We start from the raw sequence: 24306 nt of genomic DNA on the forward strand, positions 1-24306 counted from the left end.
CGTCTACAAATAAGCGCAAGACGCATTACAAGGCCCCATAGAAAATCTTTTTGGAGAAAAACGAGAACGCCGTGTTGTTTCGATTGTTATAATTAATAATGATATGGACATCTTATATGATAATTAATCATTCCCATCATGATGCATTATTCAAAACATTTTTGAGCGATGTCGGCATTGCCCGGGATTTTTTTCAAATACATTTGCCTCCCTCTTTACGGCAGCGCTGCAATTTTAATACACTGACCCTGTGCTCCGGTTCGTTTGTTGAAAAAAATTTACGCACCCATTACTCGGATATGCTTTATTCGGTGCGGACTCGCAAGGGAACAGGCTATATTTATTGTCTGGTGGAACACCAGAGCAGCCCGCATCGGTTAATGGCGTTTCGTTTGCTGCGTTATAGCCTGGCGGCCATGCAGCAGCACCTTGATCAGGGGCATAAAACGCTGCCGGTGGTGGTGCCGCTGTTGTTTTATCAAGGGGGCCTTAAAAGCGGTTACCCCTATGACAATGACTGGTTTAGCTGTTTCCGCGATGGGGAATTGGCCAGGGATGTTTATACCCGCCCCTTTCCAGTGATTGATCTGTCGGTCATCCCGGATGATGAGATTAAAACCCATCGACGGGTTGTCTGGAGGAAGAGGATATGATAACCATAGCACAACATTTTGAATTGATAGGGCTAAAGAAGGGCAAGCATGAGGGAAAGCATGTCGGTCGAATAGAAGGCAAGTTGGAAGGCAAGTTGGAAGGTAAGCTTGAGGTAGCCCGGCAGTCTTTAGCGGATGGTACTGATCGTGCATTGGTCAAGAAGTGGACGGGTCTCACCGATGAGGAGCTCGACTGCCTGGTACAACAAAAAAAACAGGTCAATAAAAAATAGGTCAATAAAATAAAGGTTTTACCCCCTCGGCCATGACTACTCAGGAGCGGCTGCGGAATGTCTACGCAGCCGTCAACGAATTGCCAGACCCTCCGTTAACGCCTGTAGCAGCGCATCAACCTTAGGCAACAGCTGTTTGTTTTTTGGCCACACCAGATGCAACGGCAGTCCATCCAGGGAAACATCCTTGAGCACCTGGACAAACGTGCCGTTTTCCAGACACTCGTTTACCAGCCAGGTGGCGATCTGGGCAATGCCGAGTCCGGCCCGCAGAGCAGCCAGCTGCGCCTCACTGTCGCTTACCATCATGCGATAGCCCATCATCGGAGGTCGGGTGACCACGTCCGGCGGGAAAGACCAGGGTTTCATCGCCCCGTTGGCGTTACCGTAAACAATGTTGTCATGGTCAGCGAGATCGCCCAGGGTTGCCGGTACGCCCCGGCGCGCCAGATACGCCGGGGTCGTGCAGAAAATCAGCCTTTCGCACCCCAGATAGCGGTGTCCGATGGCCGGCGGCAGCTCGTTGATGCCGCCGATTCTCACCGCGACGTCGATGCCTTCCTCCGCTAAATCAACCAGACGATCGGTGAAGGTGATGTAAGGACGCAAATAAGGATGGCGATGGCAAAAATCGGTAAGGACGGGCATGACCTTAAGCCGTCCGAACGAGGCCGGTAAATCAATGCGCAGCCGTCCGGCAGGAGTGGTCTTTTGGGCCGCCAGCACCGATTCCGCTTCCGCCAAGTCATACAATATGCGGGTGCAGGTTTCGTAAAAAGCCTGCCCGGCATCGGTGAGCTTCAACTGACGGGTAGTGCGTTCAAATAGGCGAACGCCAAGCCGCTGTTCAAGACGGGCTACACTTTTACTGATGGCGGAACCGGTAAGGTTCAATTGTTCCGACGCCGCGACAAAACTGCCGCAGTCGGCGGCATAGACAAAGGGGGCGATCCCCGTCAGGCGTTCGAGGGAAGATGTCATATTAAGGACAAATATTCGTTAATGGCCGGAAATAATAACTGAAATAAGAAATCAGTTCTAGTTTAAGCTGGCAGGCTAGAGCTTGGCAAAGCTATTTCACTGACAGTATGGGAGTTATCCATCATGCAGCATCGCGCATTGATTGTAGGCATCAGCGGCGTTATCGGCAGCGCGCTGGCGGAAAGACTGCTTGAAGACGGATGGCAGGTTTACGGCATCTCCCGCGGCCGTACCCCCGTTGCGGAAGGTTCGATTTCCCTGATTGCCGATCTCGCCTCCGAGCCGTCGGTACGGTCGGCGCTGCAAGGGCTGCAGGTTGATCGGGTATTTTTTGCCGCCTGGGCGCGGCAGGCCAATGAACAGGAGAACATCCGGGTCAACGGCGCCATGGTGCGCAACGTGCTGCATACTCTCGGCGGGACATTGGCCCATGGCCATGCCGCCCTGGTTACCGGATTAAAACACTATTTAGGTCCGTTTGACGCCTATGGCACCGGCGCGGTTCCCCCGACGCCCTTTCGTGAAGAGCAGGGGCGGCAGCCGGTGGATAATTTTTATTATGCCCAGGAAGATGAACTGTTCGCCGCGGCCAAACAATTTGATTTTTCCTGGAGCGTGCACCGGCCCCATACCATTATCGGCTATGCCATCGGCAATGCCATGAACATGGGGGTGACGCTGGCGGTCTATGCAACCTTATGCAAGCACACCGGGCGGCCGTTTGTGTTTCCGGGTTCGGCCATGCAGTGGCACGGTCTGACGGATATGACCGATGCCCGGCTGCTGGCCAGGCATCTGGAATGGGCCGCCACCCGGCCCGGCGGACAAAATGAAGATTTCAACGTGGTTAACGGCGATGTGTTCCGTTGGCAATGGATGTGGTCGCAACTGGCGGACTATTTCGGTATCGAGGCGGCGCCTTTCCCCGATTCCCCTCAACCGCTGGAACACCACATGCAGGATGCGGCGACCCAGTGGAAAGCCATTGCCGCACGTCATTCGCTGCGGGAAGCCGACGTTGATAAACTGGCCTCATGGTGGCACACCGACGCCGATCTCGGCCGGCCGATGGAGGTCATGACCAATATGAGCAAAAGCAGGAAAGCCGGGTTTTTGGACTATCAGGACACCCGCGACGCGTTTATCGACCTGTTTGAGCTGTTGAAGGCTCAGCGGATTATTCCGGCCTGACCCGGCATGCGCTATTCGGCACATGCCTGCGCTATCATCTCCATGATGCGTCGCGCCTCGGACAGGCATTCGCTGCGAGGATTTACGCCAATCCAGACATCCAGCGCCATGGCGCACAACACCCGGACCGCACAGCCTAGGGCGAGAAGGCGTACATTCGTTGCCGAGGGATTAAAAAAACGCGTCATCATCACCCGTTTCGTTCTGAACAACAGGAAAAGACAGCCGAGCTGGTGGGTATTATTGCTGGACACTCTGCGCGAGATTTATGACATTTCAATGAAGGCTTTAAAGTCATGGCCGAGACACAATAACTCTACGGCCAAAGAATTATCGAGGCTTCCGGGCGTCGATTAATGACGTTATGGCATCAATGAAATGAGGTTAGCGTTGTCGACAAACCCGTCGCTCCCCAGCAGACTGTGGGTTTTATTCACATCGCTCCGTCAGACATGCTGGCTTATTGTAAGATTTTATCAGTCAATCTTTCTGACGGCATATTACCGACATCCTTACGGATGACCGCGTTTACTCTTAATGGAGGTTTTATGACCAATGAATCTACCGCGCTTATCATCGGCGCCAGCCGCGGGCTGGGATATGGTTTGGTACGTCGTTTTCTTGAACGGGGCTGGTTTGTCATCGCAACCGAACGCCAGGGTTCCACGCGGCCCGATCTGCGCCAGTTGGCGGCGAGCCAGCCGCGCCTGTCCGTCGAGACCGTGGATATCGATAAAGAAGAGGAGCTGCACGCCCTGGCCGCAAAACTCTCCGGCCGCCAGATTAATCTGCTGATGGTGAATGCCGGCACCGCCGGGGATGCCGCGCTGCCGTTCGGCGAACGGCTGCTGGCGGTGATGCGCACCAACGTTATCGGCGCCATGACCGCCACCCGGGTTTTATCGCCCCTGGTGCGGGCCGGCGGCGCGGTGGCGGTGATGTCATCGGAATTGGCCAGTATTTCCGGCAATACCGACGGAGGCTGGGAACCCTACCGCTCAAGCAAATCCGCCCTGAATCAATCCCTGCGCAGCTTCGCGGCGGAAAGTCAGCATGCGCCCTGGTCGCTGACGGCGGTGGCGCCCGGCTGGGTCAGAACGGATATGGGTGGACCGGACGCGATCCTGGACGTTGAAACCAGCACCAACGGGGTCGCCGATATGCTGCTGGGCCGCCTGGGTAAAAAAGGCATCGCGTTCCTGAACTACCGGGGCGAAACCCTGGGCTGGTAATCACCCAGGTCCGATACAACTCCGCTCGCCAACGCTGACCGATTATGACGATAATGATCGTAATCTGAACTGATGCCTATAGGGCATGGGCGGTCATATGGAATTACGGCATCTGCGTTATTTTCTGGCGATTGCGCAGACGGAAAATGTCCGGCTGGCCGCTGAACATCTGCATGTCACCCAGCCGGCCCTTTCCCGCCAGTTAAAAGATCTGGAAGACGAACTGGGCATTACATTATTCGAACGCCTGCCCCGCGGCATCCACCTCAATGCCGCGGGAAAGGCTTATGCCCGGGAGGTACAGCGGATACTGGCGGATCTCGACTCCGCCGGCGAACGCACCCGGCGTATTGCCGCCGGCGAGGCGGGACGGATAAGGCTGGGCTTTCTGGAAATTGCCGCCTGGCGCGGCATCATGCCTGATGTTATCAGTGCTTTCTCCACGGCCTGTCCCGATATCGGTATGGAGCTGATTGCCGGCAACACGCCGCAGCAGTTGGAAATGATGCTTGCGGACACGCTCGACGGCGGTTTTATTTACCTGTTCAACCCGCTGGAAGACCCATTGACCGGTCTGGCGCTGCGCCGCGACAATGTCGTGCTGGCGGCGCCTTCGGCCTGGGGCCATCGTTTTGCCGAAAGCGTCGCGGCCAGAGATCTGAAAGGCATGCCCTATATCGGTTTCCCCCGTGCAGGATACCCGGCGTATTTCGACCAGTTACTGAGCGCCTGCCGGGCCGCCGGGTTTTCGCCGGATTTTGTCCAAACGGCCCGTGACGAGGGTGCGGTACTGAGCCTGGTGTCGGCGGGGATTGGCGTGGCTATCGTCAACAGCTTTAATCTTTCCCGGCCCCTGCCGCAGGTGGACTACCTGCCGCTGACGGATATCTCCGTACCCTTGCCGCTCTATTTTGTCTGGCGTCGGCGCCATCTCAACCCGGCCCTGGACCGTTTCGTCGAACTGCTGGCGCAGCACGTCGCGGAAGATGCCGGCAAAAGGCATTGATGCTTTGCAGGCATCAAAACACCAATAATTCGGCATTGGCGTTTATCGTGCCGGCTTGCCATGATCATAAAGAATGGTCGTTGTCATCAGGCCTGCTTATCGCGGGGAAAAAAGTATGTCAGAAAATACCGTCTCTTACCGGCTGGGAAACGCCGTCATCACCCGCATCGTGGAAACGCAGTTTCCGCTGGCGTTCAACACCCTGTATCCCGCCGCGCTGGAGGATATGGATGAGGCCGTCGCACGCCGGAAACTGCCGGTGGATTTTACCGCGGCACAGGAGATAACGCTTAGCGTGCATTCATGGCTGATTGACATGGACGGTTTGAAAATCCTCATCGACACCGGCATCGGCAACCATAAGTCCCGGCCTTTCAGCGCGCTGTTCCATCAGTTGGAAAACCCGTTTCTGCAACGGCTGGCGGCGGCGGGCGCCGCGCCGGAAGACATTGATTATGTCCTGCTGACCCACCTGCATACCGATCATGTGGGCTGGAATACCCGCTGGGTGGACGGCGCATGGCAACCTACCTTTCCCAAGGCCAAATATGTTTTGCCCAGGACCGAGCTGGAGTATTTTTTTACCCCCGCCGGGGAAAAACGCCGCATGCTGTTTGACGACAGTATCTTGCCGGTTATCTGTACCAATCAGGCGGTGGTCATGGCCGCGGACGGCGGTGAGATTTTGCCGGGCATCGCTTTTCATCCCGCCCCTGGGCACAGCGCGGGACATATGATTATTTCCCTGCGCTCCGGCGGCCATGAAGCCATTTTTTCCGGCGATGCCATGCACAGCCCGCTGCAGGTTGCCCGCCCGGAGTGGGGATCAACCTACTGCCTGGACCCGCGGACGGCCCTGGCATCAAGATTGGCTTTACTGGAACAGGCGGCACAAAACAACGCGCTTATTCTGCCCGCGCATTTCCCCGGCGCCTCCGCCGGGTTTGTCACGCGGGAAGGGGATGGATATTCCTGGCGCTATGGCCGTTCGCCGGCAACGCTTAAATAAATGTCGTATCGACATTGGACGTTGTCGCGGGCTCCGTTCTAATGGTTGCTGTCAACCTGACAGTCCCGGCATCGCTAGCAAGCACCCTTACACTAACAGAGCCATCCGGGCCGGTTGTCCCTGTTATTGGCAGGGGCCGCGATGTGCCGAGAGTGGTAGTGGAAAAATCCAATACGATGCCGGGTTGAATTGTACTGTCCGCGAGCGAGTAAACGGTGAAGAGCACTATATTCCCTATGGGCTCTGCAGCCGGCGTATCATCTCTTATTACGGTGTTGGCAATAAAATACCGCTGTGCAGGTTCGGTGAAAGTCACAATGACATGGACGGGCTGCAGGCCGGGTTGTGAATCAACAACGGCGGTAATCTCCACTTCCCCGGCCTGGGGGCTAAGAATATCTACCAGCAATTGACCAGCCTGGTCAGTCGCATTGGCGGCCATAATCGTCGCGGTAGGGGGAGTCGCGGTAAAACTCATTCTTTCATTAGCCGCCGGCGCGCCACTCCGGTCGAGGGAGAAGACAATAGCGTTGGAAAGGCCGCCGACCGGTTGATAGTTTCTGATCGTATTGGAAGTGAGGGAATACACCGCCGCCGGAGTAAAATTCAGGAAAGTATTATTATTGGCGCCGGGAACGCTGGGCACCTGGGCGTTAATCAACACCTGGCCGGGCGTGCCGTTGGTGACATGCAGATCATAGAGCCCGTTGTCATCGGTAACCCAGGGGCCGGTCGGTGGAATCAGCATCGCCCCCCCGCCGACGCTGAAAGCCAGTGCTATTCCGGGTACGGGAGCGCTCCCTGCCGCTTGATAAACGCGATAACGCATGGCGTTTCGGCTAATTCCGTCAGCCGGTGCGTTATTTTGCAATACCGCCCCGGAGAGATTGATATCTGCCAGGGGATTGTTATCAAAACTGACGCTTTCCCTGGATTGGGTCTGATAATAGTTGCAAGTGATGAGCACTGTTTCCGCCCGGGTATCGGTAAAAAATACCGTCGCCTCCCCTTGCCCGTCCGTGGTAGCGGAGCATTGCTGGGTTCCATCGCTAAACAGGGCATCGCCGGACAAACTGAATGAGAGGAGTTGTCCGCATAACGGGCAGCCTTGATAACTTAACCGCGCGGTTGCGCTATTGGTATCGCAACCGTCGGCTATGGCATTCGTGGTGGCCGCCAACGTCAGGTCATGGCATTCACCCTGAGGAATTGATGGCAAAGTATTGTATGACATAGTTGCCTCCGGCTGTTTGACTTTATATCGGTAGCCCGTATACGGCACGCTAAAAAAGCTGCCCGATTCTGGGGTATAACTTCGTAAGGATTAGGTAAAGCTCACATCCGCATAGCTATTCGTCAGTGGCTCTAATACGATTTCGGCAGTAACCGTGACGGTCTCGATAACCGAATTAATCAGGGTTATGCGATAACTTCGCCTTCGCTATGATGGAACAAAAGTCACATCGGTATGAATATTCACTGAGGGGTCAGCTATCAAGTAGCATGTTACCGTCACTCTCTCAGGATAGAAATTAGTGACATTCAATAAATACTGTCCATTGTTATCTGTATAACCCGAGCTGGGCAACATGGCATTACCGGTAGCTCGAAATTCTAGCTGTGCATCTCTTACCGGTTGGCTTTGACTACCCAAAAGAAGATATAACAATTGAGCCGGGGTCGTGCCATTGGCGGGAACGAAGTCATTTTCCACACTAACGATTAAAATGTCATTGGACCTGAAATTAACATTATCATCCTTATAGATATCCGGCTGATCGGCAATGTATGCGCGAACCGAGACCGGGCCAGGTGTCAATGTATACATGTAAAGAGTGAGCATGCCTTGTGAATTGGTCCGGCTGTCAACGGCAGGAATTAAGTTGGCCTCGCCTGATAAACGCGTAAAATTAATAAGCACACCAGAAACTGGCTGCCCGGCGGAATTCTGCACTGTATAAATTATGGTATTAGGCAGAATACCGTCCGCATAAGCATTATTTTTATCAACTCTTGAATTTAAAATGAGCACCGGAGAAGCAGCATCTTCAAAGGTAGAATTCTTTCTCGCTAAAATCTCTTCACCATTCAAAGGAGTAAAACTGCTATAGACTGTCACCTCTTGAGGAAGGCTATTGATAAAAGTGATAGTGGCATTACCCAGACTATTGGTATTAACGGAATCACGTTGCAAGTTGTTGGTGGTGAATCTTGCGCTGCCCGTTAGCTCAAAGTTAATAGTCCTCTGAGCCAGGTAATTATTGCCAGATTTCAACGTAGCCGTTGCGGCATTAGTTGCAATGCCATTCGCCAGAGCACCTGACGTCACCGCCAGGGTCAGGCTGTAATCGGCTAATGGCTCCTCTTCGGGGAAGGTTTCCTCATCTGAACAGGGTTTTTCTTGCATAATAGACCTCTGGCTGATATAGAAATATCGGGAGCATGTTTAATAACAGCAACGAAGTTAACCACCATTTGAAAGTATTTCCGCATCAAAATTCTCCGCAGGCTCCGGCTGAATATTGAGAAGTCCTAAAGGCGGCGAAGCGAACACAGTATCTATAAACAGTGACGAACCGCTGGCTTGAGGCAGAGAGAGTATCACGGTGACCGGCTCAGCAACCGAGTCAATAATATCAATGGTGGCGGATTGATCGCTGTTGAGTGAAATCAACGAATAGCTGGGACCGCCGATATTCGTGCCGCCGATAATGGATGCAGTACTGCTGTTCTGAATTTGCGCCAAAATCTGGGTGATAGGCGTTCCTCGATTGGAAACGGTGTCCGTTTTCACATAAATGGAGTTGTATGTTCTATTATTCGCCGGTGCGCCGGTAGTATAATTGACATATAATATTTTATCTTCACCGGCCCGGAAGGGACCGAAAAACGTCGTGGAAATAGAAGATGCGCTAGTGGCCAGTTCATAAGCACTTACAAAATAATTTTCCTGATCATATGAAAATAGACGAAAAAAACCTTGCCCGGTGGAATCGATATTAAGTTCATAAGTCCTTTCTTCTGTTTCATAGAAATAAGCCATTCCGTTGCTTACACTAAGCCTAATTCTAGCGCCCGGATTGCCATAGACCACACCGCGATTAAAAGGATTCACCCTAATAGCGTCGAAATCGAGATTGGCGGCTCCGATTGAAATTATCATTGACAATGAAATGGTTATATTCACATTCAAAGGATCTGAACTGGCAGGATTATCGAAACGATCCGTGATAGTGTAGAATATTGTATTTACGCCTCGCCGTACCAACTGCACCGGCACGAAACCTGTTATGGGGAAATCCGTATCTGGATTTCTGATAATATAACTGCCTATTAATACACCATCCCAAAATACCTGTACGACATCATCCACCGCTGGATTCTGGTTACGAAAGATTTGATATATCACGCCGCCAGCAGATTGGATGTTGGCTGTCGGTATTTGCCCATTCATTATTTGTGGTAAAAAGGGAGGTGCAAGTGCCATTGCCGTTCCTTAATCGATGCTCGCATGGATGCATCAATATTTATTTAGGGTCAATGATTACTTTTAATAGTGATAGTAGAGAAAACCCATTGCTTTGCAATGGTATTTTTTGCCAGCCTTAATGTTAAAAATAGCGGGAGACGTTCCTTTATTTTTGCAACGAAATAACAGCATAGCAAGCCATGGGCCGCCGACTGCCCCCGAGAGGTAGCTTATTTGTTTTGCGCCCGAAACTGACTGGGAGCCGTGCCGACAATTCGTTTGAACGCGCGGCTGAAGGAGGCTTCGGAATCGTAACCCAGCCGGCGGGCTACCTCCGAGATACGCGCGGCATCACGGCTGATCCACTGCCGCGCCAGATGCATTCGCACCTGTGCCACATAGCGGGCCGGGGTTTCTCCCACAATAGCTGAAAATTTACTGGCGAAGCTGGAGCGCGACGCCCCCATAACCTCCGCCAGTTCACGCAGCGGCCAGTCGCGATGGGGACTGGCATGAATGGCCGCCAGCACCCGGCCGATTTCAGGATTCCGCACCGCGGCTATCCAGCCGGTGGCATCAACGCTGCCATGTTCCACCCAGGCGCGAATTATCTGGGCGGCCAGCACGTCCGCCAGGCGGGCGATAATGCCGCAGGCGCCGACCCGGTTCATCTCAACTTCACATCCCATGGCTTCCAGCAGGTGCAAAATGGTAGGCTCGCATTTCATCAGCTCATCGGCGCGCATCACATCCGGCATCATCCGCAACAGCGGATGCAGGCTGTCGAGATTAAACCGCATGGAACCGGAAAACAGCAGGCAGTTTTCTCCCTTGGCCCCGGAATGGTAATCGAAAATATTGCCGCTCAGCGCTTTGCACTGCCAACGGGGGAACTGATGCGGCGTCGCTCCCGGCTCGCTTGCCAGCGCATGGGCGCTGCCCCGGGGCAACAGCACGGCATCGCCGGCCCCCAGTTCAATCCATTGGCCGGCAGGGTTAAGCAGCCAGCACCCCCGCTCCGACACAAAATGAAATATCGCGTCCTGCCGGGCCGGAAAGGCGAACGCCCAGGGCGCCGCCAGCGTGCAGCGGCCATATTCCACTCCGTCCAGCCTGAGTCCTTTGAGCATATCCGTCAGGGGATCATGAGGGGTCGGCGGGGCCGATTTGGACGAATTGTCATGCATTTTGGTTTTCCTAGCATGGAAGTTCCAACCCATCGACTGTAACATCCATTTAACCGCATTGAAAAGCGAGTGCTGACACATTTTTTGGAGAAACCATGACAGAAAAAAGCTGTATCGGCGATGACGCCCTTGCCTGCCCCGCGTCCCGTGCCGATGATGAACGGAGCGCCGCCTGGTATGCGGTGCTTTCGCTGTCAGTGGGTGTATTCGCCCTGGTGACGGCGGAATTCCTGCCCGCCAGCCTGCTGACCCCCATCGCAGGAGATCTGGGCATTTCAGACGGCGCCGCCGGGCAGGCCGTAACGGCCACGGCCCTGGTGGCGGCGGTGGCGGGACCGGCAGTGGTGCTGGGCACCGGCCGAATCGACCGGCGTAATGTCGTTTGGGGTTTAACGCTGATGCTGGTGCTGTCAAACCTGCTGGCGGCGTCAGCCTCGACTATTTGGGCGCTGATTGCGGCGCGGGTGGTGCTGGGCATCGCCCTCGGCGGGGTCTGGTCCCTGGCGGCGGCCCTGGTGCTGCGGCTGGTTCCCGCCCGGTTATTGGCGCGGGCCATGATGATCATTTTTACCGGCGTCTCGGCGGCGACGGTGTGCGCGCCCGCATTAGGGTCCTATCTCGGCGCGCTTTGGGGATGGCGAGCCACGTTCCTGGCGGCCGCCGGTATCGGGGTTTTGGCGCTGCTTTTGCAATTGCTCAGTCTGCCGCGGCTGCAACCGGAGGCCGGCGCGGGTTTCGGGACCTTCGGCGTCCTGCTGCGCCGTCCCGGCATCCGTATCGGTCTTATCACCGTCATGTTTGTCATCTCCGGCCATTTTGCCGGTTTTACCTATATCCGGCCTTTCCTTGAGCAGGTCCCGCATCTTGACGTTCGCATGATCTCTCTGGTGCTGCTGGCGTTCGGCATCGGCGGCTTTTTCGGCAATATCGCCGGCGGAATGTTGGCCGGGCGCAGCGCCAGACTGGCGGTCGCCCTGGGTTCGCTGCTGTTGTCGGCCATGGCGTTTTCCCTGCTGGCCGACGGCGTATCGATATATATCGCCTTTATCGCCACCGCGGGCTGGGGTTTTGCCTTTGGCGCTTTCCCGGTCAGCATCCAGACCTGGAATACCCTGACCGCCCCCGATCATGCGGAAACCGCCGGCGCCCTGCTGTTGACCACTTTTCAGATTGCCATCGCCCTGGGGGCGGTTGCCGGGGGGGTGCTGGTGGATTCCTTCGGCCCGCCGGGAGCCATTACCTATAGCGCACTGACGGTGCTGGCCGGCGGACTGGCGATGCTGCTGTTCGGCCGCGGCCACGGACAGCCGGCGGCTTGAGGCCGCTTTATGCCAGCGCCGCGAAGCCGGCGCGGATCTCCGCCTCAGGCAAATCGATGCCGATAAACACCAGCACGCTGGTTTTTGCCTCGTCCGCACGCCACTCCCGGTCCCAGTCGGCGTTGTACAGCCGCTGTACGCCCTGGAACAACAGCCGGCGGGGATCGTCTTTGATGGCTAGTATGCCCTTATAGCGCAGCAGGTTATCGGCATATTTTACCAGCAGGCTTTCCATAAAATCCGACACCACCGGCAACTCCACCGCGCTGTCCAGATACACCACGATGGACTGCACGCTATTTTGCGTTGGGATAAGCGGACGGAACAACGGTTTGGCCACGGTCACCCGATCGTTAAGAATAAAACCCTCGACGCCAAACAGCTGCGTTAGCGGAATATCGCCGTTCACCACCCGATAAACCGGCGCACGGGCGTTAATGGCCTGCAGGCGCCGCACCAGCGCCTCGCAATCGCCGGCCACATCCGTTTTGGTCAGCAGGATGCGGTCCGCGAATCCCACCTGGGCCTGGGCGATAGGAAACCGTGACAGCTGCTGTTCGGCATGCACCGCGTCCACCAGCGTAATCACGCCGTCCAGCAAAAAGCGGGTATTGATAATCTCATGGGAAAAAAAGGCCTGGATAATCGGGCCGGGATCGGCCATCCCGGTACATTCGATAACCAGCCGGCTGAAATCCACCTCTCCCCGGTCAAGACCGGCGAGCAAATCCAGCAGCGCCCGCTCCAGTTCATTGGCGCTGCTGCAGCAGATACAACCGTTGCTCAACGTGGTTATGCGCGTGGCGCGGTCGCCCAACAGATCGTTGTCAATGGGCGCCGCGCCGAATTCGTTTTCGATGACGGCTATTTTTTCGCCGTGATCGGCATTCAGGATATGGCGCAGCAGGGTGGTTTTCCCTGCCCCCAGGAAACCGGATAAAATGGTGGCCGGCAAAGGCGTGTTCATACTTGGATCCTCTTGACCAACCTTAGCGTTAACAACAGCGGAATCCCCCTTTGCCGCTGCCGCCGTAACGCGCCTCCTGCCTGTCGCGGAAGAACGCTTCATAGTCCATCACCGGCTGATCGGGGTGATTGGTGGCCATATGCTGAACATAATTGTCATAGTCAGGAATACCCACCAGCATCCTGGCGGCCTGTCCGAGATATTTTCCTGCCTGACCCAGATTTCCAAACATAGGGCATCTCCGCTGTGATACCCGCATCACCATGAAGGGTGATGCGGGTTGTGAGTCATCTATCCCGCTCAGTGACCGGACGAGGTGGTTACCCCACCCTCGGGGAGCGCGATATAAGCGGTTTCTTTATCGGTGCGCAGGGTGGTCTTGCGAGCACCCATCACCGTTTTGATTCCGTAGAATATGATGCCATAGACCACAATCAGGAACAGTACGCTCAGCACCGCATTCGTATAGTTATTGACGACAATGTGATGCATATTGCTTATTTGCTGCGCCGTCAGGCTGGCGCCCTGCTCGTCGATCTTGCGGCTGTAGGCGCGGGCCAGGTATAGGAAGCCCTCCAGTTGGGGATCCTGGCTGAACAGTTTCAGTCCCAACGCCCAGGTGGTGCAAATCAGCAACCAGACGGCGGGAAGGACGGTCACCCAGATATAACGGGTGCGCTTCATTTTCACCAGCACCACGGTGCCCAGCACCAGCGCCACCGCCGCCAGCATCTGGTTGGATATGCCGAACAGCGGCCAGAGGCTTTTCACGCCGCCCAGGGGATCCACTACCCCCTGGTACAGCAGGTAGCCCCATAGCCCGACGCATCCCGCGGTGCCCGCCATACCCGCAGGCAGGGAGTCGGTCTTCTTCAGGAAGGGGACAAAGTTCCCCAGCAGATCCTGCAGCATAAACCGGCCGGAACGCGTACCGGCATCCAGCGCGGTCAGGATAAACAAGGCTTCGAACAAGATACCGAAATGGTACCAGAAGCCCATGTCGGCGCCCGGCATGATTTTATGGAAAACATGGGCAATACCAACCGCCAGGGTCGGCGCGCCCCCCGCCCGGTTGAGGATCGAGGGTTCGCCGATATCGTGGGCGGTTTGCAGGATTTGCTCAGGGGTGATCACAAAGCCCCAGGAGCTCACCGTTGCCGCCGCGTGCGTCGTCACATCCCGCAGGTTGGACAGGATCATCGCCGAATCCGCGCCGCCGAGGTTATGCAGGTCAGGCATGGTGATGCCCAAGGCCACCGGCGGGGTATTCATGGCGAAATAGAGTCCCGGTTCGATAATGGACGCCGCCACCAGGGCCATGATGGCCACAAAGGATTCCATCAGCATCGCGCCGTAGCCGATAAAGCGGGTATCGTTTTCACTGGCCAGCAGCTTGGGCGTGGTGCCGGAGGCGATCAGGGCGTGGAAACCGGATACCGCGCCGCAGGCAATGGTGATAAACAGGAAGGGGAACAGTGCGCCTTTCCATACCGGGCCGGTGCCGTCGATAAAACGCGTCACCGCCGGCATTTTCAGATCAGGACCGATAATCAGGATGCCGATGGCCAAACCGACGATTACGCCGATTTTAAGGAACGTGGCCAGATAATCCCGGGGCGCCAGGATAAGCCACACCGGCAGCAGGGAGGAGACAAAGGCATAACCAATCAGGGTAAAGGTAATGGTGGTGTCTTTGAAGGTTAACGCCGGTCCCCAATAGGGGTCATGGGCGATAACGCCGCCAAAGTAGATGGCCGCCAGCAGCAATACCACGCCGATGACCGAGACTTCCCCCACCCGTCCGGGGCGGATATAACGCATGTAAATGCCCATCAGCAAGGCGATGGGCACGGTGGAGCAAACGGTAAAGACGCCCCACGGGCTTTCCGCCAGCGCTTTCACCACGATCAGCGCCAGCACCGCCAGAATGATGATCATGATGAGAAAACAGCCGAACAGGGCGATGGTACCGGGTACCGGGCCCATCTCTTCCTTGATCATCTCCCCCAGGGAGACGCCGTTGCGCCGGGAAGACATAAACAGCACCATAAAATCCTGCACCGCGCCGGCCAATACCACCCCGGCCAGCAGCCACAGGGTGCCGGGCAGATATCCCATCTGCGCCGCCAGTACCGGGCCCACCAGCGGTCCGGCGCCGGCGATGGCGGCGAAGTGATGCCCGAACAGCACATTTCTGTTGGTGGGCACATAGTTGAGGCCGTCATTATTAATCACGGCGGGGGTCGCGCGGTCGGGATCCAACTGCATGACGTTTTTAGCAATAAAAAGACTGTAGTACCGATAGGCCACCAGGTATACGGCGACGGAGGACACGACAATCCATAGGGCACTGATGTTTTCTCCGCGGCGCAGTGCGACTACGCCGAGGCAGCACGCGCCGATCAGGCCGATGATCATCCAGGGTATATGTTTAAGCAGATTATTCTTCATCATTTCGCTGTCTTCAGTAGGTAAAGATAAGACGGTACTCTATGACAATGATGAAGAAATCAACCGTGAATTTTGGTTAAACGGTCATTAAAGGGGCGGAAGCGGTCGAATAGACAATTAAAAGGTTTCGGGAAATAGCCGCTCTTTCAGGCCAAGGCTCTGCGCCATCTTGTTTTACACTTATGAAGCAGGCCATTGAACGCAATGTTACCTTAACCAAAGGAATCCTTAAAATGAAAATCGGCATAATCGGTGCGGGATATGTTGGTCGCGCCCTGGCCGCTGCGGCGGTAAAGAACGGCCATGAGGCCATGATAAGCAACTCCCGCGGTCCCCATACCTTATTCAGCGACGCCGCCATGCTGGGCTGCAAAACCGGCACCATAGACGACGCGGCTAAATTCGGCGATATCGTGATTGTCGCCATTACCCTCAAGCATTACAAAGCCGTCCCGGTTGAACCCTTGGTGGGCAAAATCGTCATCGACACCAATAATTATTATCCCCAGCGCGACGACAAAATAGACGTCCTGGACAACGGCTCCACCACCAGCAGCGAACTGCTGGCGGCCCACCTGCCGAAATCCATCATCGTCAAGGCCTTCAATGCCATTATGATGACCCACATCGAACGGGACAGCCAGCCCGCCGGCTCCTTTGACCGCCGCGCGCTGCCCCTGTGCGGCGATGATGCCCAGGCGAAAAAACGGGTGGCGGATCTTTACGATCAGTTCGGTTTCGACGCGGTGGACGTCGGACCGCTGTCCGAAGGCTGGCGTTTCCAGACCGGCACGCCGGCCTACTGCGTCCGCCTGAATAAAGAATGGATACAAAAGGCCCTGGCGGCCGCCGTTCGCTAACAGCGGACAGATGCCATTACTATACGTTTAATGCATGCCCCTTTTCCCTTGCGGGAGGGGGCAATGTTCCCTTCAAGCGCTGTTTCGGCGGCAATCCCAGCGCTACCAAGCGCCGTAGCGGATGGGCCGGCATGGTTATAAAACCTTAATCCCCGCTTCCTTCACAGGATAATTTTTTCATCAGCGCCTGCTGCATCTCCTGGATCCAGGGCTCATTCCCCACCGCGCGTTTAAGCAGATTAGTCCCGACCATGGACGCGAACAGCAGCATCAATTCTTCTCGTTGCCGCCCGTTCGGTTCCGGTGATGCCGCGTTGATAAAGAATTCGCACATCCCTTGCGCGCCTTTCCGATAGACCTGGCTAAACGGCTCCTCGGCGGCATGTCCGGCGGCATCCTGGCCGAGGGCTATCATCGGGCAGGTTTTTTCCGGCGGTTTTTCCGTAAGGTAATATTCCGCCAGTTGCCGCAGCCTATTGGTTCTTCCCGATTCGGGACCGGCGCTGACCAGTTCTTTCCAGGTCGTCGTGGAGCGTTCGAACGCTTCGGCGCAGGCCTCGGCCGCCAACGCTTCCTTAGACGAAAAATGTTTATAAAAACCGCCCTGTGTCATGCCGGTGGCTTCCATGATTTCGGCAATACTCACCGCATCAATCCCTTTCACCCGGAACAATCCCGACGCGGCGTCAACGATGCGGGCGCGATTCTGATCAGCCTGTGCACGAGTAGATCTTCCCACAATTGACCTCTGTGAAATTAGATGTTATTTGAACTTTAATTCTTGATGAGAGGGTAATCAACCCCTAATTCGAAAAGAGACCGGCAACCGCTCATTTTGTTATTCTCCAGGTAGAACGATGGCTGAGCAAAGCGGCCGGAGAAATCCGCTATGGTCCCGCCTCGGCCCGGCTTATCAAGCAGTTCGCCGCCCGTGCAGACTACCCGGCGGCTCGGGCGCGACCGGTTCAGGCCACGCCGTGTTGTTTGATAATCAGGTTAAGCAGCGCTTTGGTAAATACCGGGCCCAGGCCATTGGTATTTTTTCTATCATGCGGCGGTGAGAGGAAATCCTGACCATAAGATTGATAATGGGCAATATCATAAATAATCTTTGCCATGAAATGGGCATTATCCATCATGATGTTTTTTTGCAGCATAGGATCGCTCTTGATGGCCTGAATAAGCTGTGCGGCATCAACCCTGACGTCTAAAGCGTTTTCGTAGCTTTTTATAAACAAATCATCAAAGATAAAGGCCTCCTTACCATTGGCAAATATGTCTTCATCGAAAAACTCAAGAATCTCATTCCCATCGCCCAGCTGTCGGCTTTTGGGAGAATAAACAAAACTGGTTGTTCCGACCTGTATATTTGCATCTTCCGCAAGCTCAGTGATGCGCAATCTATCCTTGCGGGCCACGGTTTTATCAAAATAATCCACCATAACCACTATTCTATGGCGAGAGTCCATCGGCAGGGTAAATCCCATCAGCGGTTCTTGAAAAGGTATCTCGGGAGCGTTCATGATTTTTGACGTAGCAAAAAGTATATTGCCTTTGTATTTACGGAAATAGTTTTCCAATTGCAATAGATAATATTCCACCCTAAGCATTGCTTGCTGTAAAATGCCATCATCATGAGTGCCAAGGGCATTTTGCAGATATCTTACTATAGTATTTTGAGGATGGTAACGCAGAGAGCCAAACACATTTTTTTCCGTAGACCGTTTTAATTTCAGCAAAGCTTTGCTTACCACACCCTGGACCTTATTGATTTCAATTCTGAACATGTCCATATTTTTCTTAAGATAAAAAAATCGGTCTGGAATATCTGTATCACGATCTTTCAAATACCTTATACACACATCCTCTGTTCTGTAATTATTTTTTATTTCTTTTGCAATGGCTCCATACTGATCCGATTTTTCGTGTTCAAACAGTGATTGATAGTATTTCATTGGATTGATAAATTGCCTTAGGCCATCTATAAAAGGCCTTTCACAATAATGAACCGGCTGGTTTGCAGCCCCGCTAGACACGTTATAAGGGGGCACCTCGACGCGATCCGTTTTGGCGGGTTTTTCAACATGGCGTTTATCGGCAGGAAGAGCGGGTTTGGCGGGGCGGCTGCCAATGGCGGGCGCGGCGGGCGAGCCTTTTTTTCTCGAAAAAACGCCCGCCGTTTTTCTGCCCGCAACTGAGGGTTTTCGCAATGGAAACTTATCAAAAAAACAGATGTTTCCACAAGACAACACCGCACCGCTCGCATTATGCGTATCGGGCAAGGAAGTTATCAATATTTCCCTGCCAAATGAAATAGTTTTGTTATGATCATTATGATTGGGCTTCAGTGAAAGTAACAGTATCGTCACGTTCAAAAGGGAAGATGCCAGCATGTGTTTATTGATCTGCTTTTCATTTTTTTTGCGGCAAAGGGTCACATTACCGGCATGGGCTAGTTGCTGAATAGCCCTTCCTTCCTCAAATGGGTTACATTGGTAAAAAGCCGTATTGGCCTTCGTCGATGATTTACCCTTTTTTTTGTGCCGTTGCTGGTAGACGCCGATTGTCCGCTGGTGATCATGAATGGATGAAATAGGCATACCTTCTCCTTGGGATAGCTTGTTATTTATATAGTTTCAATTTATGGCCATAAAAAAATAAAATATCTACATATCTCTTTAACCAAAATTATTATGGAATATATATCATTATTATTTGCGGCAATATAGACAGAATGTTAATCAGCATAAAAATAGTGTTTTTACCAGCACTAGGCTATATTGGATTGAAAGTATCTGTTTCTCATACAATTATTAAATACTATAAATAGATTATTCATTAGGGTGATGAATTTTATAGCGTTGGTCTTTCGGGAAAGGTGAATAGCACAGTGCCCGTATCAGACATGCTGGAACGGGCTAATTGCGTTAAGGTATCAATCCGGCGCTTGGCCTTTCGACGCGGCCTTACCGGACCTGAATCTGAATGGGTTTACCATATCCTTCGGCGTTACCTTTTACTATCACCAGATAACGGCGCTCATCAGCGTGATGACTGTCCACGATTTGCCTGATGGGCCCCACCGCGTTGACAATTGCCGCACCCGCCGGATTAGTCATGAATTGAGACAGGGGTTCCAGTTTGCCGCCGCCATCCGCCTGTGAAGAGAGCCCCAGCAGATAGTTTTGCTTGGGTTCCAACCCGGTGGCCGAAGCCTGTAATATTTGGGTAATCCCCTGATCAAAGAGGGAAAGCGTGGTGGCCGGCGGCGCGTTATGTACCGCGTTGACATTTTTCAGCGCCAAATGGACCGCCTGGCCGGCAATGCCCAGCGGTTGCAGTCCTTGCATGCCGTCGCCGGCGGGAACGGCGTTCGGAACGTAGGCCACCGCCTGGGGCGCCTGTCCGATGGGTATGGTGGCAATGACCTTATTACTCAACGTATCAATGGCGGTCAATGCATCGGCGTTTTCCAGTCCGACATACACCCTGCTGCCATCGCCGGACGGCCAAACGCCATGGGGCAGATTACCCACCGGAATTGAAGCCGTCTGGGTAAAATCATCGGTACGATAGACATTGACCCGATTGAGTCCGCCGATGGTCACATAGGCGAAACTGCCTTTTGCGTTACGGACAATATTGACATGATTGGTTATCGGACCGGTATCGAGCGTTTTCAGCAGGGAAAAAGGCGGTTTTGCATCAAAGACCTGCACTTTGCCGGTATCTTTCAGGGTAAGCCAGACCTGTTTCCCATCCGGCGTGGCGGCGATATTCGGACAGAACGGGCTGGCCTGTTTGATGCTGCCGACAATCTTATGATCGCTGACGCCGATTACCACCGTCTCGGGGTTAAAGGATGAGCAGACATAGCCGTACCGCCCGTCAGGGGAGAAAATCTGCATTCCCGGCCCGCCAGGCACCTTGATTCGGCTCTTTTCTTCCCCGCTGGCCGCATCAAGCACAGACACATAATCTTCGCCACGCACCGTGACCCATATTTCTTTACCGTCCGGGGTAAAAAACGCTTCGTGCGGCGAACGCCCGATATAGGTCACATGCTTCACCGCATTAGTGGCCGTATCGATCAGGCTGACGGAGTTGGAGCCTATGGAAACCACCGCCAACGTTCTGCCGTCCGGGGAAAAGCCCATGCCGTGCACCAAAACCTGCCCCTTGTAGAGCGGGCTGAGGTTGGCCGGCTGCGCATCCCCTAATTTGATAACCCCCAGCAGAGTATTGCTGGCGGGGTCGGTGACCGAAACGGTATTGGAAAACTGTTCCGCCGCGTAAACGCGATCGCGGTGGCTGATGGCAATGTCCGGCGCGGCGGCGGCATAAGGCGCTTGCCCGGCCCAGGACAAATAAGATGTCAGCGCCAGGGCAGTCGCCATCGCCGTACGTGCAAAGTGTCGTTTCATGATCCTTACCTTCTATTCGTTATGGTGTGGTTTCACCGGGCCGGCGAGATCTGATCCGGCGCCGGCAGGGCGGGAGGCAACGGTTTCCCCAGCGCCTGATACATGGCGGTAATTTCCTGTTGCTGGGTCACGATGATTTCCTGGGCTATGCGTTTGAGCTGTGGGTTCTTACCGTAGCGAAGCTGAGCCACCGCCATATCAATGGCGCCCTGATGATGGGGCGTCATCATGGCGACAAAATCCTCATCCACGTTGCCGGAGGGGCTGATGGCCATATTGGCCATCATGGTATTCATCGCCCGATCGTTATCCTGCAGGAACGGCTGCTCGGCGGCGGTTTGCGCAGGGGACGCCGCACTGTCGGCATGTTTATGGGCTTCAGCGCCCTGGCAGAGCAGCAGCGCGCCGCCGAGGATAATGAGATAACGGGAGATGGCGTTCATAGGGTTTCCTTCAGCGTTATGGCGGATGACCGTGCCGGTCAGATGCGGCCAATTAAAGCAAAGGGATGTATCGGAAGTGTTTCCTGATACCGGGGGATTTGTATTTTTATGTAGTGGGGATCAGCAGGAAATTCAGCGGACATAACAGTGAATATCGGCCCTGGCCGCATCCGCCGGTTGAAAGCGCCGCGTTGGCGGATACAGTGGGATACAAAGCCGCCCGTTTTCCCTGTTGAACTAGGGTAAACTGATGGCGATTCGTGCCCCGCCCCTAAAAGAGGACGCTACTGTGGAACATACCGATCATATCCTGATCGTTGATGATGACCGCGAAATTCGCAGTCTGATTGCCGATTACCTGCAAAAAAACGGCTTACGCACCACGGCGGTGGCGGACGGACGGCAGATGCGCGCGTTTCTGGAAACCACACCGGTGGATTTGATTGTGCTGGATATCATGATGCCGGGGGATGACGGCCTCACGCTTTGCCGGGAACTACGCAGCGGAAACCATAAAGGCATACCGGTATTGATGCTTACGGCGAGAAGCGAAGATACCGACCGTATTGTCGGCCTGGAAATGGGGGCCGACGATTATCTGGTAAAACCCTTTGTGGCCCGCGAACTGCTGGCGCGTATCAAAGCCGTACTCCGCCGTACCAGGATGATGCCGCCCAATATACAGATAACCGAAGCGGCCCGCATGCTGGCCTTCGGCGAATGGCTGCTGGATACCACCGCGCGTAATCTGGTGGACAATGAGGGCGTGATGGTGGCGTTAAGCGGCGCCGAGTACCGTTTATTACGGGTTTTCCTCGATCATCCGCAGCGGGTGCTGAACCGCGATCAATTGCTTAATCTGACGCAAGGGCGCGATGCGGAGCTGTTCGAGCGTTCCATCGACCTGCTGGTCAGCCGTTTACGGCAGAGATTGAACGACGATGCGCGGGAGCCTTTCTATATCAAAACCGTGCGCAGCGAAGGGTACGTTTTCGCCATGCCCGTCGAGATAACCGAGGCTAACAAGTGAAACGCGCCTGGCGACTCTGGCCGCAGACACTGGTATCGCGCCTGTTGCTGATTCTGCTGCTGGGTTTATTGCTGGCCAACGGCCTGACGCTCGGCCTGCTACTGCTTGAGCGTGCGCAAAGCGCCAAAGCCATGATGCTGGGCAACCTGGAATATGATGTAGCCACAAGCGTTGCCATCCTCGATCGCCTCCCCGCCGTTGAGCGTCCCGCCTGGATCCCCCGACTTGATCGGGTTAATTATCACTACTTATTACAGCAAGGCCGGAGCGGCGATTATCCCACCGGGAAACGATTACGGGATACCGCTCGTTCATTAAAAGCAGCCCTGGGGGATCGGTACCACTTGAAAGTGAACGCCATCCCCGGTGATCAAGGACGTCTGCAAGCCCATATGCGGTTAAGCGACGGCAGCCCGTTAACCCTCGATCTCGTCCCGCGCACCATGCCGTTTGCCACCTGGCTGCCGATTGTATTGGTTATTCAGTTGGTGTTGCTTTTGGGCTGTACCTGGTTCGCGGTCCGTAATGCCGTGCGCCCGTTGGTGGCGCTGACGCGTGCGGCGGAGTCCCTGAATCCCGATACCTCGGCGGCGGTGAGAATGGCGGAGAGCGGGCCTGTGGAGGTGCGTAACGCGGCAAAGGCCTTTAATGCCATGCAGGATCGTATCGCCGCTTATCTAAAGGAACGGATGCAAATTCTGGCGGCAATTTCACACGATCTGCAAACACCGATAACCCGCATCAAATTGCGTTCCGAACTGATGGAAGAAAACGACATCAAAGCCAAACTGCTCCAGGACCTTGAGGAGATGACCCATCTGGTACGCGAGGGCGTAGCCTATGCCCGCACCAGCGAAAGCAGCAGCGAAAAGCCTTGCCGAATCCAGCCCCATGCCTTTATCGATAGCCTGGTCTGTGATTATCAGGATACCGGGCAACCTGTTACCCTGACGGGCAAACTGCCGGGATCGGTGCTGACCAAACCCCATGCACTACGGCGATCCCTGTGTAATTTGATCGATAACGCCCTGAAATTTTCCGGTAGCGCCGAAGTGGTGGTGGGACAGGCCGCCGGTAACATCATCATTCAGGTTCTGGACCGGGGACCGGGCATTCCTCCGGCGGAACTGTACGCGGTGCTGCAGCCGTTTTATCGGGTGGAGAGTTCGCGCAATCGTATGACCGGAGGAACAGGACTTGGGTTGGCTATCGCCCAGCAGCTGGTGGCCTCCCTCGACGGCAGCCTGGCACTGGCAAATCGGGACGGCGGCGGACTGGCGGTGACAATAACGCTCACGGACATGACAGTTTAAATTGTATCCCTATGTCGCTGGGGCGGAATAAGCTACATCGGATTACATTATCGCCGCCGGCGAAAATAGTAGGGATACATGGCAATGGTTAAATCATCTCGTCGGGCCAAGGAGAACTTCCTCTCCTCCGCTTTAATCCTGTCACTACGAGGTGAAATATGAAAACCGTTAAAATGATCCTGACCGCCATTATATTCAGCACCGTTTCCCTGTCATGCCTTGCCGCAACGGAAACGACCATGCCCCACGGACTGACCCGCATCGGCCGGGTTACCGACAACAGCGGAGCCGGCACGCTTTCCGATTTACAGAGTAACCTGGCGACGAAAGCGGATGCCGCCGGCGCCCGTTATTATCGTATCATTGCCGCAGGCGGCAACAACTCTTATTCCGGTGCGGCTGACATCTATAAATAAGCGCGGGGCGAAAGACGATATAACCGGCGCCGGGAGACATATATAGAGTATGTCTCTTGGCTACCGGTTCGTTTTGAAAAGCGCCTGCATTAATTAATATAATTTGAATGAGTGACCGGCAA

The 24306-nt window shown here is 54.6% G+C and carries 22 protein-coding genes and 2 pseudogenes; 11 read left to right on the forward strand and 13 right to left on the reverse strand.

What is annotated here, in order from left to right; translation table 11 throughout:
* The first annotated feature begins 116 nt into the window (after positions 1 to 116).
* Positions 117 to 886 (forward strand): annotated as a pseudogene (locus tag ACL2XO_RS25765) (Rpn family recombination-promoting nuclease/putative transposase).
* A gap of 72 nt (positions 887 to 958) precedes the next feature.
* Here ACL2XO_RS25765 and ACL2XO_RS25770 read toward each other — a convergent pair.
* On the reverse strand, positions 959 to 1867 hold the full coding sequence (locus ACL2XO_RS25770; protein WP_203520545.1) for a LysR family transcriptional regulator: 909 nt from the start codon (positions 1865 to 1867) through the stop codon (positions 959 to 961).
* Positions 1868 to 1990: 123 nt separating this feature from the next.
* Here ACL2XO_RS25770 and ACL2XO_RS25775 point away from each other — a divergent pair, with 123 nt between their 5' ends.
* Positions 1991 to 3058 (forward strand): SDR family oxidoreductase, encoded by a 1068-nt coding sequence (locus tag ACL2XO_RS25775; RefSeq protein WP_132924832.1) that lies wholly within the window; start codon positions 1991 to 1993, stop codon positions 3056 to 3058.
* A gap of 11 nt (positions 3059 to 3069) precedes the next feature.
* Here ACL2XO_RS25775 and ACL2XO_RS25780 read toward each other — a convergent pair whose 3' ends face one another.
* Positions 3070 to 3249 (reverse strand): hypothetical protein, encoded by a 180-nt coding sequence (locus ACL2XO_RS25780; protein ID WP_413741850.1) that lies wholly within the window; start codon positions 3247 to 3249, stop codon positions 3070 to 3072.
* Positions 3250 to 3606: 357 nt separating this feature from the next.
* Here ACL2XO_RS25780 and ACL2XO_RS25785 point away from each other — a divergent pair, with 357 nt between their 5' ends.
* From ACL2XO_RS25785 to ACL2XO_RS25795, 3 genes are all read left to right on the forward strand, one after another.
* Positions 3607 to 4290, forward strand: a complete 684-nt coding sequence (locus ACL2XO_RS25785; protein WP_203520496.1) for an SDR family NAD(P)-dependent oxidoreductase — start codon at positions 3607 to 3609, stop codon at positions 4288 to 4290.
* A 97-nt stretch (positions 4291 to 4387) separates the two neighbouring features.
* Complete coding sequence (locus ACL2XO_RS25790; RefSeq protein ID WP_413741851.1) at positions 4388 to 5296, forward strand: LysR family transcriptional regulator; 909 nt, start codon at positions 4388 to 4390, stop codon at positions 5294 to 5296.
* 115 nt (positions 5297 to 5411) lie between these two features.
* A complete protein-coding gene (locus ACL2XO_RS25795; protein ID WP_413741852.1) occupies positions 5412 to 6305 on the forward strand; it encodes an MBL fold metallo-hydrolase in 894 nt (297 codons plus the stop codon).
* On the opposite strand, the gene ACL2XO_RS25800 is transcribed toward ACL2XO_RS25795, so the two are convergent.
* The 4 genes from ACL2XO_RS25800 to ACL2XO_RS25815 all read right to left on the reverse strand — a co-directional run bounded on the left by ACL2XO_RS25800 (position 6298) and on the right by ACL2XO_RS25815 (position 10961).
* Positions 6298 to 7539 (reverse strand): Ig-like domain-containing protein, encoded by a 1242-nt coding sequence (locus ACL2XO_RS25800; RefSeq protein WP_413741853.1) that lies wholly within the window; start codon positions 7537 to 7539, stop codon positions 6298 to 6300. The two genes, ACL2XO_RS25795 and ACL2XO_RS25800, sit on opposite strands and share 8 nt — an antisense overlap.
* 207 nt (positions 7540 to 7746) lie before the next feature.
* On the reverse strand, positions 7747 to 8712 hold the full coding sequence (locus ACL2XO_RS25805; protein ID WP_413725900.1) for an Ig-like domain-containing protein: 966 nt from the start codon (positions 8710 to 8712) through the stop codon (positions 7747 to 7749).
* Positions 8713 to 8769: 57 nt separating this feature from the next.
* Entirely contained in the window at positions 8770 to 9792 is a 1023-nt protein-coding gene (locus ACL2XO_RS25810; RefSeq protein WP_413725901.1) for a hypothetical protein, read from the reverse strand.
* Between the two features lie 212 nt (positions 9793 to 10004).
* Positions 10005 to 10961 carry an AraC family transcriptional regulator gene (locus ACL2XO_RS25815; protein ID WP_413725902.1) on the reverse strand — a complete coding sequence of 319 codons (957 nt, stop codon included), beginning with the start codon at positions 10959 to 10961 and terminating at the stop codon, positions 10005 to 10007.
* A 95-nt stretch (positions 10962 to 11056) separates the two neighbouring features.
* Here ACL2XO_RS25815 and ACL2XO_RS25820 point away from each other — a divergent pair, with 95 nt between their 5' ends.
* Positions 11057 to 12280 (forward strand): MFS transporter, encoded by a 1224-nt coding sequence (locus tag ACL2XO_RS25820; protein ID WP_413741854.1) that lies wholly within the window; start codon positions 11057 to 11059, stop codon positions 12278 to 12280.
* A gap of 7 nt (positions 12281 to 12287) precedes the next feature.
* On the opposite strand, the gene yjiA is transcribed toward ACL2XO_RS25820, so the two are convergent.
* The 3 genes from yjiA to ACL2XO_RS25835 form a co-directional block, all read right to left on the reverse strand.
* Positions 12288 to 13247: a GTPase gene (gene yjiA, locus ACL2XO_RS25825; protein WP_413741855.1), complete on the reverse strand. Its 960-nt coding sequence runs from the start codon at positions 13245 to 13247 to the stop codon at positions 12288 to 12290.
* 28 nt (positions 13248 to 13275) lie between these two features.
* Positions 13276 to 13479 (reverse strand): YbdD/YjiX family protein, encoded by a 204-nt coding sequence (locus ACL2XO_RS25830; RefSeq protein ID WP_132924755.1) that lies wholly within the window; start codon positions 13477 to 13479, stop codon positions 13276 to 13278.
* Positions 13480 to 13547: 68 nt separating this feature from the next.
* Complete coding sequence (locus tag ACL2XO_RS25835) at positions 13548 to 15701, reverse strand: carbon starvation CstA family protein (protein WP_413741856.1); 2154 nt, start codon at positions 15699 to 15701, stop codon at positions 13548 to 13550.
* A 230-nt stretch (positions 15702 to 15931) separates the two neighbouring features.
* Here ACL2XO_RS25835 and ACL2XO_RS25840 point away from each other — a divergent pair, with 230 nt between their 5' ends.
* Positions 15932 to 16558 carry an NADPH-dependent F420 reductase gene (locus tag ACL2XO_RS25840; protein ID WP_203520470.1) on the forward strand — a complete coding sequence of 209 codons (627 nt, stop codon included), beginning with the start codon at positions 15932 to 15934 and terminating at the stop codon, positions 16556 to 16558.
* Between the two features lie 145 nt (positions 16559 to 16703).
* On the opposite strand, the gene ACL2XO_RS25845 is transcribed toward ACL2XO_RS25840, so the two are convergent.
* On the reverse strand, positions 16704 to 17297 hold the full coding sequence (locus ACL2XO_RS25845; RefSeq protein WP_413741857.1) for a TetR/AcrR family transcriptional regulator: 594 nt from the start codon (positions 17295 to 17297) through the stop codon (positions 16704 to 16706).
* A gap of 107 nt (positions 17298 to 17404) precedes the next feature.
* Here ACL2XO_RS25845 and ACL2XO_RS25850 point away from each other — a divergent pair.
* A pseudogene (locus tag ACL2XO_RS25850) lies at positions 17405 to 17515 on the forward strand (glutathione S-transferase); the annotation flags it as partial.
* A gap of 8 nt (positions 17516 to 17523) precedes the next feature.
* Here the strand turns inward: ACL2XO_RS25850 and ACL2XO_RS25855 are convergent.
* The 3 genes from ACL2XO_RS25855 to ACL2XO_RS25865 all read right to left on the reverse strand — a co-directional run bounded on the left by ACL2XO_RS25855 (position 17524) and on the right by ACL2XO_RS25865 (position 21425).
* A complete protein-coding gene (locus ACL2XO_RS25855; RefSeq protein ID WP_413741858.1) occupies positions 17524 to 19158 on the reverse strand; it encodes a hypothetical protein in 1635 nt (544 codons plus the stop codon).
* A 366-nt stretch (positions 19159 to 19524) separates the two neighbouring features.
* Positions 19525 to 20982: a YncE family protein gene (locus ACL2XO_RS25860; protein WP_413741859.1), complete on the reverse strand. Its 1458-nt coding sequence runs from the start codon at positions 20980 to 20982 to the stop codon at positions 19525 to 19527.
* A gap of 32 nt (positions 20983 to 21014) precedes the next feature.
* The gene (locus ACL2XO_RS25865; RefSeq protein ID WP_132924743.1) at positions 21015 to 21425 is read right to left on the reverse strand and encodes a DUF305 domain-containing protein; all 411 of its coding nucleotides are present in this window, start codon (positions 21423 to 21425) and stop codon (positions 21015 to 21017) included.
* Between the two features lie 289 nt (positions 21426 to 21714).
* On the opposite strand from ACL2XO_RS25865, the gene ACL2XO_RS25870 reads away from it, so the two are divergent.
* The 3 genes from ACL2XO_RS25870 to ACL2XO_RS25880 all read left to right on the forward strand — a co-directional run bounded on the left by ACL2XO_RS25870 (position 21715) and on the right by ACL2XO_RS25880 (position 24184).
* Positions 21715 to 22455 (forward strand): response regulator, encoded by a 741-nt coding sequence (locus tag ACL2XO_RS25870; protein ID WP_132924741.1) that lies wholly within the window; start codon positions 21715 to 21717, stop codon positions 22453 to 22455.
* Positions 22452 to 23768 (forward strand): ATP-binding protein, encoded by a 1317-nt coding sequence (locus ACL2XO_RS25875; protein ID WP_413741860.1) that lies wholly within the window; start codon positions 22452 to 22454, stop codon positions 23766 to 23768. The genes ACL2XO_RS25870 and ACL2XO_RS25875 overlap by 4 nt, the downstream gene beginning before the upstream one ends.
* A gap of 158 nt (positions 23769 to 23926) precedes the next feature.
* Positions 23927 to 24184 (forward strand): DUF1471 domain-containing protein, encoded by a 258-nt coding sequence (locus tag ACL2XO_RS25880; RefSeq protein WP_413725910.1) that lies wholly within the window; start codon positions 23927 to 23929, stop codon positions 24182 to 24184.
* Positions 24185 to 24306 lie beyond the last annotated feature (122 nt).

The organism is Sodalis sp. RH15 (assembly GCF_047324255.1).
In the GTDB taxonomy this organism is placed as follows: Bacteria; Pseudomonadota; Gammaproteobacteria; order Enterobacterales; family Enterobacteriaceae; genus Acerihabitans; species Acerihabitans ligni.